Origin of the sequence: Klebsiella michiganensis, from assembly GCF_002925905.1 — a bacterium.
GTDB lineage: Bacteria > Pseudomonadota > Gammaproteobacteria > Enterobacterales > Enterobacteriaceae > Klebsiella > Klebsiella michiganensis.
Window position 1 is genome coordinate 100,294 of record NZ_PRDB01000009.1, and the last position, 12,463, is coordinate 112,756.

Below are 12,463 nucleotides of genomic sequence, written 5' to 3' on the forward strand. Positions count from 1 at the left end.
GAGAGGGCAATGGAATTCGCTTTTTATATCTGTGGCCTGATAGCCATCCTCGCAACCCTGCGGGTGATCACCCACACCAATCCGGTGCACGCGCTGCTGTACCTGATCATTTCGCTGTTGGCGATCGCCGGGGTGTTCTTCTCCTTAGGGGCTTATTTCGCCGGTGCGCTGGAAATTATCGTCTACGCCGGGGCCATCATGGTGCTGTTCGTGTTCGTGGTGATGATGCTCAACCTGGGCGGCAGCGAAATCGAGCAGGAGCGCCAGTGGCTGAAACCTGGGATCTGGATCGGTCCGGCCATTCTCGCAGCGGTACTGCTGGTGGTTATCGTTTACGCCATCCTTGGTATTAACGATCAGGGTATCGACGGCGCGGCGATTAACGCCAAAGAGGTCGGTATTGCGCTGTTTGGTCCGTACGTTCTGGCGGTGGAGCTGGCCTCCATGCTGCTGCTCGCGGGCCTGGTTGTTGCCTTCCATATCGGCCGTGAAGAGCGCGTCGGGGAAGTGCTGAGCAACCGTCCGAACGACAGCGATAAAAGAAAAACGGAGGAACACGCATGATCCCCTTAACACATGGACTGATCCTCGCCTCTGTCCTGTTTGTCCTCGGCCTGACGGGGCTGGTCATCCGCCGCAATCTGCTGTTTATGCTGATTAGCCTGGAGATCATGATCAATGCCGCGGCGCTGGCTTTCGTGGTTGCAGGGAGCTACTGGGGCCAGACCGATGGCCAGATAATGTATATCCTCGCCATCACCCTCGCCGCCGCGGAAGCGAGTATCGGCCTGGCGCTGCTGCTGCAGCTCCATCGTCGTCGCCAGAACCTGAACATCGATTCAGTAAGTGAGTTGCGCGGATGAACATGCTTGCCTTAACCATTCTTTTGCCATTGATTGGCTTTGTTTTGCTGGCCTTCTCTCGCGGCCGCTGGTCGGAAAACTTATCCGCCACCGTGGGGGTAGGCTCGGTAGGCCTGGCGGCGCTGGTCACGGCGTTTGTCGGCGTTGACTTCTTCGCCAACGGCAAACAGGCGGTCAGCGTGCCGCTGTGGACCTGGATGTCGGTGGGCGACTTCAACGTCGGCTTCAACCTGGTGCTGGACGGTCTCTCTCTGACCATGCTGTCCGTGGTGACCGGCGTCGGCTTCCTGATCCATATGTTCGCCTCCTGGTACATGCGCGGCGAAGAGGGCTACTCTCGCTTCTTCGCCTATACCAACCTGTTTATCGCCAGCATGGTGGTTCTGGTGCTCGCTGATAACCTGCTGCTGATGTATCTTGGCTGGGAAGGCGTGGGCCTGTGCTCCTATCTGCTGATCGGCTTCTACTACACCGATCCGAAGAACGGCGCGGCGGCGATGAAAGCCTTTGTGGTGACCCGCGTCGGCGACGTGTTCCTGGCGTTCGCGCTGTTCATTCTCTACAACGAGCTGGGCACCCTGAACTTCCGCGAAATGGTCGAACTGGCGCCTGCGCACTTCGAAGCCGGTAATAACATGCTGTGGTGGGCAACCCTGATGCTGCTGGGCGGCGCGGTGGGTAAATCCGCGCAGCTGCCGTTGCAGACCTGGCTTGCGGACGCGATGGCCGGCCCAACCCCGGTCTCCGCGCTGATCCACGCCGCCACCATGGTGACCGCCGGCGTCTACCTGATTGCGCGTACCCATGGCCTGTTCCTGATGACCCCGGAAATTCTGCATCTGGTGGGTATCGTCGGAGCGGTAACGCTGGTGCTGGCAGGCTTCGCCGCGCTGGTGCAGACCGATATCAAACGCGTGCTCGCGTATTCCACCATGAGCCAGATTGGCTACATGTTCCTCGCGCTCGGCGTGCAGGCGTGGGATGCGGCGATTTTCCATCTGATGACCCATGCGTTCTTTAAAGCGCTGCTGTTCCTGTCGTCCGGTTCGGTGATTCTGGCCTGCCACCACGAACAGAATATCTTCAAGATGGGCGGCCTGCGTAAGTCTATTCCGCTGGTATACGTCTGCTTCCTGGTGGGGGGCGCGGCGCTGTCCGCGCTGCCGCTGGTGACGGCAGGCTTCTTCAGTAAGGATGAGATTCTGGCGGGCGCGATGGCGAACGGTCATCTGAATCTGATGGTTGCCGGCCTGGTCGGGGCGTTTATGACCTCCCTGTACACCTTCCGTATGATTTTCATCGTGTTCCACGGCAAAGAACAAATTCACGCTCACGCAGGGAAGGGGATTACCCATCATCTGCCGCTGATTGTGCTGCTGGTGCTCTCGACCTTCGTTGGCGCGCTGATTGTGCCGCCGCTGGAAGGCGTACTGCCGCAGACCACCGAGCTTGAACACGGACGCGTTATGACGCTGGAAATTGCCTCCGGGGTGATTGCTATCGCCGGTATTCTGATTGCCGCCTGGCTGTGGCTGGGTAAACGCACGCTGGTGACGTCGATTGCCAACAGCGCGCCGGGTCGTCTGCTCGGTACCTGGTGGTACAACGCCTGGGGCTTTGACTGGCTGTATGACAAGGTGTTCGTTAAGCCGTTCCTCGGCGTGGCGTGGCTGCTGAAGAGCGATCCGCTGAATGCCCTGATGAACATTCCGGCGATCCTTTCCCGCTTCGCAGGCAAAGGCCTGGTGGTGAGCGAGAATGGCTATCTGCGCTGGTATGTGGCTTCTATGGGCATCGGCGCTGTCGTGGTGCTGGCGCTGCTGATGGTATTGCGTTGAGTTTGAGGATTGTGGGCGTTGTCGGTTAACCCGACTTACAAGCAGTAGGCCCGGCAAGCATAGCGCTGCCGGGCAATAACACCCGCAATCCGAAGTGAATTTTCTGTGAGAATTCGTTGAAAATCGGTCCTGAACGGGACTTTAACAAGGAATAAAGATCGCCATGTTATTACCCTGGCTAATATTAATTCCCTTCATCGGCGGCTTCCTGTGCTGGCAGACTGAACGCTTTGGCGTGAAGATGCCGCGCTGGATCGCGCTGATCACTATGGGATTGACGTTTCTGCTTGGCCTGCAGTTGTGGATGCAGGGCGGCTATTCTCTCACGCAATCTACCGGTATTCCGCAGTGGCAGTCGGAATTCGTGATGCCGTGGATCCCGCGATTCGGGATTAGCATTCATCTGGCTATCGACGGTCTGTCGCTGCTGATGGTGGTGCTGACCGGGCTGCTGGGCGTGCTGGCGGTGCTCTGTTCATGGCGCGAAATCGAGAAATATCAGGGGTTTTTCCATCTTAACCTGATGTGGATCCTGGGCGGCGTGATCGGCGTATTCCTGGCTATCGACCTGTTCCTGTTCTTCTTCTTCTGGGAAATGATGCTGGTGCCGATGTACTTCCTGATCGCGCTGTGGGGCCATAAGGCTTCCGACGGTAAAACGCGTATCACGGCGGCAACCAAGTTCTTCATTTATACCCAGGCGAGCGGTCTGGTGATGCTGATATCCATCCTGGCGCTGGCGTTTGTTCACTTCAACGCTACCGGCGTATGGACCTTCAACTATGAAGAGCTGCTGAAGACGCCGATGTCCCACGGCGTGGAATACCTGCTGATGCTGGGCTTCTTTATCGCTTTCGCGGTAAAAATGCCGGTGGTTCCGCTGCACGGCTGGCTGCCGGATGCGCACTCTCAGGCGCCGACCGCGGGTTCCGTTGACCTCGCGGGGATCCTGTTGAAAACCGCGGCCTACGGCCTGCTGCGCTTTGCGCTGCCGCTGTTCCCGAACGCTTCCGCCGAATTTGCCCCCATCGCGATGTGGCTGGGCGTCATCGGTATCTTCTACGGCGCGTGGATGGCCTTCAGCCAGTACGATATCAAGCGTCTGATTGCTTACACCTCCGTTTCCCACATGGGCTTCGTGCTGATTGCTATCTACACCGGCAGCCAGCTGGCTTATCAGGGCGCGGTGATTCAGATGATTGCTCACGGTCTGTCCGCTGCCGGCCTGTTTATTCTTTGCGGTCAGCTTTACGAGCGTCTGCATACGCGCGATATGCGTCAGATGGGCGGTCTGTGGAGCAAGATAAAGTGGCTGCCTGCGCTGTCGATGTTCTTTGCGGTCGCGACCCTCGGGATGCCGGGTACCGGTAACTTCGTCGGCGAATTTATGATTCTGTTCGGCAGCTATAAAACCGTGCCGGTGATCACCGTTATTTCGACCTTTGGTCTGGTGTTCGCTTCCGTGTACTCGCTGTCGATGCTGCATCGCGCGTACTTTGGTAAAGCAAAAAGCGAAATCGCCGCGAAAGCGCTGCCGGGAATGTCCCTGCGTGAACTGTCGATCATCCTGCTGCTGGTCGTTCTGCTGGTGCTGCTGGGCTTCTTCCCGCAGCCGATTCTGGACACCTCGCACTCTGCGATGAGCAACATTCAGCAGTGGTTTGTTAATTCTGTTTCTACTACAAGGCCGTAATTCGCCATGACAATAACTCCACAACAACTGATCGCACTGCTACCGCTGCTGATCGTCGGCTTGACGGTGGTGGTTGTGATGCTCTCCATTGCGTGGCGACGCAATCATTTCCTCAATGCCACGCTGTCGGTTCTCGGCCTGAACGCCGCGCTGATATCACTCTGGTTCGTGGGTCAGAACGGAGCGATGGACGTCACGCCGCTGATTCGCGTTGACGGATACGCGATGCTCTATACCGGGCTGGTGCTGCTGGCGAGCCTCGCCACCTGTACTTTCGCCTACCCGTGGCTTGAGGGTTACAAGGACAACAAAGAAGAGTTCTATCTTCTGGTGCTGATCGCCGCGCTGGGCGGTATTCTGCTGGCGGGCGCTAACCATCTGGCGGCGCTGTTCCTCGGCATTGAGCTGATTTCGCTGCCGCTGTTCGGCCTGGTGGGCTACGCCTTCCGCCAGAAACGTTCGCTGGAAGCCAGTATCAAATATACGATTCTGTCCGCCGTTGCCTCTTCGTTTCTGCTGTTCGGTATGGCGCTGGTGTATGCCAACTCCGGTAACCTCTCCTTCCTGGCGCTCGGTAAGAGCCTGACGGATGGCATGCTGCACGAGCCGCTGCTGCTGGCTGGTCTCGGTCTGATGATTGTCGGTCTCGGCTTTAAGCTGTCGCTGGTGCCGTTCCATCTGTGGACGCCGGACGTATACCAGGGCGCGCCTGCTCCGGTTTCCACCTTCCTGGCGACCGCCAGTAAAATCGCCATCTTTGGCGTGGTCATGCGCCTGTTCCTCTATATGCCGGTGGGCGACAGCGAGGCGGTACGCGTGGTGCTGGGCCTGATCGCCTTTGCTTCGATTATCTTCGGGAACCTGATGGCCCTGAGCCAGACCAATATTAAACGTCTGCTCGGCTACTCTTCCATTTCTCATCTTGGCTATCTGCTGGTGGCGCTAATTGCTCTGCAGAGCGGTGAGATGTCGATGGAAGCGGTGGGCGTTTATCTGGCAGGGTACCTGTTCAGCAGCCTCGGCGCGTTCGGCGTGGTGAGCCTGATGTCCAGCCCGTACCGCGGCCCGGATGCCGATTCGCTCTACTCCTACCGTGGCCTGTTCTGGCATCGTCCGATTCTGTCGGCGGTAATGACGGTGATGATGCTGTCTCTTGCCGGTATTCCGATGACGCTGGGCTTTATCGGTAAGTTCTACGTGCTGGCGGTGGGTGTGCATGCGCACCTGTGGTGGCTGGTCGGCGCGGTAGTGGTGGGTTCAGCGATTGGCCTCTACTACTACCTGCGCGTGGCGGTAAGCCTCTATCTGAGCGCGCCGGAGAAACTGAATCGCGATGCGCCGTCTAACTGGCAGTACAGCGCCGGAGGCATCGTGGTGCTCATCTCCGCGCTGCTGGTGCTGGTACTGGGCGTTTGGCCGCAGCCGCTCATCAGCATCGTACAATTGGCTACGCCGCTGATGTAATGCTATCTTTAGCCAGAGAAAAGGATCGCTTCGGCGGTCCTTTTTTTATCTACGCAAAAGCGCCAGGCGCTTTCTTTACTCTTTTTCGTATTATTCATGCTTTTTATCATATTAATCTCACTTTACGTTTCCACTCATCCTCTTATTTTCCGTACTATTATTACTACGCACGCTATTGTGTTTTGTAGATGGAGAAAGTGAATGAAAACAAGACGTAAGCATTTGACTGTCGGGGAGGTTCAGCGTTTGGTTGAAGCGGCCAGGCGGGGAGCAAACCCGGAGCGCGATGTCTGTTTACTGTGGATGTGTTTTAATCATGGTTGTCGAGTGAGCGAAATTCGTCACTGGAAGCTCTCTGATATCGATATTCAAAGCGGGGTCATTTATATTCGTCGACTGAAGAACGGCTTTTCAACCACTCATCCTATTTATAAACAAGAGGTAAAGGTACTCAACGAATGGCTGCGCGTGCGTGATAATTATCCCGGAAATAATTCTGGCTGGCTCTTTCTGTCACGAAATGGCCAGCCTTTATCCCGGCAGAGAATATACCAGATGATGAAGAACCTGAGCCTCGTCGCCCAGCTGGAAATCAACGCGCATCCGCATATGCTGCGCCACGCATGCGGTTTCGCGCTGGCTAATAAGGGGGTGGATACGCGATTAATTCAGGACTTTCTTGGACACCGGAATATTCAGCACACGGTTATCTATACAGCCAGTAACGATGCGAGGTTTAGAGAAGTTTGGTAAACGGAATAGTCATTTTGTATCAAACTGACTCCTATGCTATCCACAGGTAGTAACAATGTCAATTTATGATTAACAATATTTTTTACTATTATTTTCATATAGTTATATTAAGTATAGGTGTCATTTATTTTTTAATTGTTTTAATTGGCTTTATGTATGGTTTGTTCCGCCTCTCATTCTTTAGCTTTTTATCGTGTTTATTGGGATTTTTCCTGATAAATATGAAATCAAAAACGCCTTCCCTGGCAATTTATATTCTAATTAATTGAAGTGGTCATATTGATACATAATGACCACTTCAAAATATTATATCCATTTCATGGGTCAATGTTTTGTTGCGTTATTAATATCAAACGTAAATAAAAGGATGCGCAGGGTATTGCGCTTATAAGTTAATGCATCGACTGCATTGAAAAGGATAAATCATGAAAAAAACATTACTTGCTGCTGTTGTCGCCGGTTGCGCGGCGTTCTCTGGTGCTGCGCTGGCGGATGACGGTCAGGTGAAGTTTATCGGCGATATTATCGATGCGGGCTGCGACGTGGTGAACGACCTGTCCAACCCGCTGGAAGTTCAGATGGGGCAGATTGCCAAGACCGCGTTTAGCGGTACGGGGTCTACTGCGGCTGAACAGAATTTCGCGATTAAACTGGAAAACTGCCCGACTACCGTCACCAAAGCATCGGTACTGTTCTCCGGCGCTAACGTCAACGGTGATAATGATAAACTGCAGCTGACCGGAGCGGGTACCGATCCTGCCGTTGCCGAAGGCGTGGCCCTGCAGCTGGTTGACGCCAGCAGCAACGCGACGCTGCCGCTCTATACGCGTTCTGCCAGCCTGACCATCCCCGCTACCGGCAATATCGATCTGCCGTTCCGCGTCCGTTATATCCAGACTGAAAGCACTATCGTTGCGGGTAAAGCTGACGGTACAGCCAACTTTACCATCAGCTATAACTAATTTTCCGTCTATATGACAGTGTTAGCGAGCCCTATGTGGCTCGCTTTTCCAGGGAGCTGGAGATGCAAAAATACCTGAAAGTGCTAATAGCTGGATGGCTGTTGGTCGGCGCTGCGGCGCATGCGGGCGTGGTGACCGGCGGTACTCGTCTGATTTATCCCGGCGGTAAAAAAGAGTCCTCACTGAGCGTAACTAATAATGATGCTACGCCTTATCTCATTCAAAGCTGGGTTGAAAGTAATAAGGGCGCAGCCCCTTTTCTGTTAACGCCGCCTTTATTTCGCCTTGAGGGCGAGCAGCAAACCCGACTGCGGGTAATTTACAGCGGCGGCTTACCGGAAAATAAAGAAAGTATGTTCTGGATGAACATCAAAGCGATTCCCTCCTCGCAGGCTAAAGCCGGCGCCAATACCCTACAGATCGCTATCAAAACGCGCATCAAATTAATTTATCGACCTAAATCCGTTGAGGGAACGCCGGAGATGGTGACGGAGCAGCTTCGCTGGACGCGCAGCGGCAATACGCTACAGGTCATGAATCCCACCGCCTTTTATATGAATTTTGCCGAGGTCAAAGTGGGGGGCGCCGAAGTTAAAGAGGCCAATTGGGTGGGGCCGGGGGAAACGGCGCGCTTTCAACTGCCGGGCGTCAGCGCGGGCGCTTTGCAGTGGAAACTGATTAACGATTATGGCGGTACCGGCGCGCTGCACCACGCGACTTTGTAGAGGCTTTCAGGCCAGGGAGTTCCAGGGAAAATGAAAAATAATCATAATAAATGGCGGCTTAACCGGATAGCCGGCGCTCTGGCCGTTGCGCTGCTACCGCTGTGTGAAGATGTCCTGGCGCGGGAGGTTTTTAACCCGGCCCTGTTGGAAATGGACGGCCCGCATACGGGCGTCAGGGATTTATCCGCTTACGAGCAGGCTGGCGGACAGCTGCCGGGGACCTATCGGGTAGATATTTATCTTAATAACGTTTTTATGGACACCCGCGATGTGGTTTTTCAGCAGAGCAAAGGGCCGGGAATAACGGAATTACAGCCTTGCCTGACGGTAGACGATTTGGCCGAATGGGGCGTGCGCGTCTCCCAATTTCCAGAGCTGGGCCGCAGATCGCCCGGCTGCGCGGATATCAGCGTGATACCGCAGGCAAAATCTGATTTTCGCTTCAGCCTGCAGCGCCTGCTATTGAGCTTCCCGCAGGCGGCGGTGACCAGCGCCGCCCGCGGCTGGGTGGATCCGAAACAGTGGGATGAGGGGGTGCCGGCGATCCTGCTGAATTACTCCTTTAGCGGGGCAAATAACTGGTCACGTCAGAACGATACGCCGGACAGCGATAATCAATACGTTAACCTGCGCCCCGGTATCAACGTCGGGCCGTGGCGTTTACGTAACTACACCACCTGGTCGCGCAGCAGCAGCGGGGGAGAGTCCAGCAATAGTTGGGACACGGTTTATACCTATGCGCAGCGCAACATCAAATCGCTACAGGGGGTGATGACGCTGGGCGATAGCAGCACGGACGCCGACGTTTTTGAGGGCGTTCCCTTCCGCGGGGCGATGCTGGCTTCCGATGACGATATGCTGCCGGAAAGCCTGCGCGGCTACGCGCCCGTCGTTCGCGGGATTGCGCGCACTAATGCTCAGGTCATTATTCGCCAGAACGGCTATGAGATTTACCAGACCTACGTTGCGCCTGGCGCTTTTGAAATTACCGATATGTACCCGACCGGCGGCTCGGGTGATTTAGCCGTCACCATCAAAGAGGCGGACGGCAGCGAGCAGAACCTGATCGTACCTTACGCTTCGCTCCCTGTCCTGCAGCGCGAAGGGCGGCTGAAATATAGCATGACCTCCGGCGTGTATCGCGCCTACGACAACAGCATTGACGAAACGCCCCTCACGCAGGCGACGGCAATCTACGGCTTGCCCTGGGGGTTAACCCTGTACGGCGGCGGCCAGTTTAGCAGTAAGTACCAGTCGGTGGCGCTGGGAATGGGGAAAAACCTCGGTGAACTGGGCGCCGTATCGACCGATATCATCCAGGCCTGGTCGACCCGACAGGATAAAGATAAAGAGAGCGGGCAGTCGGTACGTCTGCGTTACAGCAAAGACCTCCCGGGCCTGGGGACTAACGTAAGCCTGGCGGGATATCGCTATGCGACCAGCGGTTACTGGGATATGCAGGAAGTGCTGGATACCTATCGGGATGACAACTACACGCCTTCTATTGAACGTCGGCGCAACCGCGGGGAGGTGACGATCAGCCAGAGCCTTGGAGAAGAAATGGGGTCGCTGTCGCTGAGCTATATTCGCGAAGATTACTGGAATACCGGCCGCACTATGGAGTCAGTGGGCGTCGGATACAACAATAGCTGGCGCGGCATCAGCTATAGCATGAACTACAGCTATAACCGCAATACGACCGACCAGAACACCGGTAAGCGTAATGATGAAGACCACCTTTTTGCCCTGAGCATCAGCGTGCCTTTGGGGGAATGGCTACCGAAGCCGGTTTATGCCAACTACTCCCTGAACAGCAGCAAAAATGGCTCCACAAGCAACAATCTGGGCCTCTCCGGCACCTTGCTGGAGCGTAATAACCTGAGCTGGAGCGTGCAGGAAGGCTACACCAGCCAGGGAAGAGGGGAGAGCGGCAGCGTCAATGCGGACTGGCGTGCAACCTATGCTGAACTTACCGGCGGCTACAGCCATGATAAATACAGCCATCGGCTGAACTACGCCCTGCGCGGCGGAGCGCTGGTACATGAAAACGGCCTGACGCTGGGGCAGCCTTTCGGCGAAACCGTCGCTCTCATCAAGGCGCCCGGCGCCGCCGGCGTCGGCGTGAATAGCCAGACAGGGGTCAGAACCGACTGGCGAGGCTATACCGTCGTGCCTTACGCCTCGCCGTATCGTAAGAATATCCTGACGCTCGATACCACGACGATGCCGGACGATGTCGACCTCGAGTTGGCGACGCAGACGGTTGTGCCTACCCGTGGGGCGGTGGTTCGCGCAAATTATGCCACCAGCGTGGGTAACCGGGTACTGATGACGGTACGCCAGGAGAACGGGCAACCCCTGCCTTTCGGGGCCATGGTCAGCGTCCCCGGGGCGGCATCCTCTGAGCAGGCGTTTATCGTTGGCGATGGCGGACAGGTCTACCTGACCGGACTGGAATCTAACGGCGTACTCAACGTGAAGTGGGGCTCCGGGACGCAAGACCGCTGCCAGATCCACTATGCGCTGCCGTCAGCAAAAGAACTTACCGGCATTATTGTGGCCCAGGCGCAATGCCGATAATCGAAAGGATGCAGAGACAATGAAACGATTTTCATGGGGAATATTAGCGGGCCTGACGGCGCTGGCGATCTCGCCGCAGGCGATGGCGGCAACCGGGTGGTGTCAGAATACCGGTAATGGCGGGGCGCCTTTTCAGGATAGCTTTTCATTTATTGAAAGCTTTACTAATCCCTCACAAAATCAGGCCGGAATGGAGTTTTCCCGTTTGTACCACTGGAGTACCGGGGGAACCTACAAGGCAAAGTGTGACTGTGATAGTGCCAGCGGGGTGACGTATTTTAAAGCCACGGTGCCAGGCCTTACCGCGACGCAAAGCCGCAACGGATTAAATTATTACCAGCTAAATCAATACCTGGAAATTGCCACCGAGTTATTTATTGCAGGGGGCGTGAATAAGTATATTCCTACGCCGATTGAGGATAAGAGTAATCAGAATAATCAAGGTTTTGCCTGTAATCCCGGCGGCTCCATTTTTGACACAGGGTCACTGGGATATATTTCGCTTTATTTTACCCGGCCTTTTGTTGGCCAGGTGACGATCCCTCCGACGGTTATCCTGAGTGTTTACGGGACGCGAAAAACGGGCAGCTACAGCGGTATCCCCCTGACGCAAATTTCAATGAGCGGGTCGGTAACGGTTCCGCAGTCCTGCGAGATTAATACCGGTAAAGCGATTAATATTGATTTTGAGGATATTGCCGCCAACCATTTTAAAACCGCGGGCCAGATGCCGAAGGACTTCTCTCCACATGTTGTTAATATGACGGTGGCCTGTACCAATATTTCCGCCGGGGTAAAAATCGCGCTGTCGTTCCAGGGAATGGCGGATACTAACGATAGCACTGCGCTGGCGACTACCAATCGCGATATTGCGGTGCGCATTGAAAATATTACCGGCGTCAAAATACCGGTCATTTCAGGTCTGCTGCCGGTCAATTTTAATTACCCGAGTCAGACCGGGGACACCACTATGAAAATTTATCCGATTAATACCACCGGGAATTTACCCAGCGGCGGAGGCTTTACCGCTACGGCAACCATTCAGGCAGAAATTGAATAGCAGGAGTAGATAATGAAAAAGACGCTATGGCTGGCATTATTGCTGCCTGTTTTTTCATCCTCGGGCGGGATCCCTTTGAATATTACCGGCAATATTTATTATCTCCCCTGTGACGTCAGTACCGACACGAAGTATCAAGAGGTTAATTTTGGCCCGCTCCTGAATATTGACTTTCAAACGGCCGGCAACGCTTCAGAGTGGAAATCCTTTTACCTGAATGTCGAAAACTGCCCGGCGGGGACAACAAAAGCAACGGTAAAATTTGACGGCGTTATCGACGTTGATGATGCCAGACATTTTGCCAATATGGCCGCCAGCGATGCGGCGCAGAATATCGCACTGCAAATCACCAGTAGCGATCACTCTACTCTTTATAAAAATCAGGACCAGATGAGTATTGCTATCGACGGCAGTACCGGGAAAGGCGTATTCCCGCTGGCTGCCCGTTTATATTCAACCCGGGGTGGAGCAACGGTGGGTAAATTTGAGTCTATTGTACAGCTGACATTTACCTATCAGTAATTT

General features: G+C 54.9%; 11 protein-coding genes. All 11 read left to right on the top strand.

Features of this window, described 5'->3' with window-relative positions; all coding sequences use genetic code 11:
* Positions 1-9 precede the first annotated feature (9 nt).
* The gene (gene nuoJ, locus CDA56_RS18915; RefSeq protein ID WP_014230252.1) at positions 10-564 is read left to right on the top strand and encodes an NADH-quinone oxidoreductase subunit J; all 555 of its coding nucleotides are present in this window, start codon (positions 10-12) and stop codon (positions 562-564) included.
* On the top strand, positions 561-863 hold the full coding sequence (gene nuoK / locus CDA56_RS18920; protein WP_004104062.1) for an NADH-quinone oxidoreductase subunit NuoK: 303 nt from the start codon (positions 561-563) through the stop codon (positions 861-863). Before nuoJ ends, nuoK begins: the two co-directional genes overlap by 4 nt.
* Complete coding sequence (gene nuoL / locus CDA56_RS18925) at positions 860-2,701, top strand: NADH-quinone oxidoreductase subunit L (protein WP_025106678.1); 1,842 nt, start codon at positions 860-862, stop codon at positions 2,699-2,701. The genes nuoK and nuoL overlap by 4 nt, the downstream gene beginning before the upstream one ends.
* Before the next feature lie 163 nt (positions 2,702-2,864).
* The gene (gene nuoM / locus CDA56_RS18930; RefSeq protein ID WP_004104059.1) at positions 2,865-4,394 is read left to right on the top strand and encodes an NADH-quinone oxidoreductase subunit M; all 1,530 of its coding nucleotides are present in this window, start codon (positions 2,865-2,867) and stop codon (positions 4,392-4,394) included.
* A 6-nt stretch (positions 4,395-4,400) separates the two neighbouring features.
* The gene (gene nuoN, locus CDA56_RS18935) at positions 4,401-5,858 is read left to right on the top strand and encodes an NADH-quinone oxidoreductase subunit NuoN (RefSeq protein WP_004852828.1); all 1,458 of its coding nucleotides are present in this window, start codon (positions 4,401-4,403) and stop codon (positions 5,856-5,858) included.
* Positions 5,859-6,059: 201 nt separating this feature from the next.
* Positions 6,060-6,611 carry a tyrosine-type DNA invertase gene (locus CDA56_RS18940; protein WP_025106679.1) on the top strand — a complete coding sequence of 184 codons (552 nt, stop codon included), beginning with the start codon at positions 6,060-6,062 and terminating at the stop codon, positions 6,609-6,611.
* A gap of 425 nt (positions 6,612-7,036) precedes the next feature.
* Positions 7,037-7,573: a fimbrial protein gene (locus CDA56_RS18945; protein WP_014230249.1), complete on the top strand. Its 537-nt coding sequence runs from the start codon at positions 7,037-7,039 to the stop codon at positions 7,571-7,573.
* A 62-nt stretch (positions 7,574-7,635) separates the two neighbouring features.
* Positions 7,636-8,298 (top strand): fimbrial biogenesis chaperone, encoded by a 663-nt coding sequence (locus CDA56_RS18950; protein ID WP_048260671.1) that lies wholly within the window; start codon positions 7,636-7,638, stop codon positions 8,296-8,298.
* 30 nt (positions 8,299-8,328) lie between these two features.
* Positions 8,329-10,878: a fimbria/pilus outer membrane usher protein gene (locus CDA56_RS18955; RefSeq protein WP_102802942.1), complete on the top strand. Its 2,550-nt coding sequence runs from the start codon at positions 8,329-8,331 to the stop codon at positions 10,876-10,878.
* 19 nt (positions 10,879-10,897) lie between these two features.
* Positions 10,898-11,938 (top strand): fimbrial protein, encoded by a 1,041-nt coding sequence (locus CDA56_RS18960; RefSeq protein WP_102802941.1) that lies wholly within the window; start codon positions 10,898-10,900, stop codon positions 11,936-11,938.
* A 12-nt stretch (positions 11,939-11,950) separates the two neighbouring features.
* Positions 11,951-12,460: a fimbrial protein gene (locus CDA56_RS18965; protein ID WP_025106683.1), complete on the top strand. Its 510-nt coding sequence runs from the start codon at positions 11,951-11,953 to the stop codon at positions 12,458-12,460.
* The last annotated feature ends 3 nt before the right edge of the window (positions 12,461-12,463 follow it).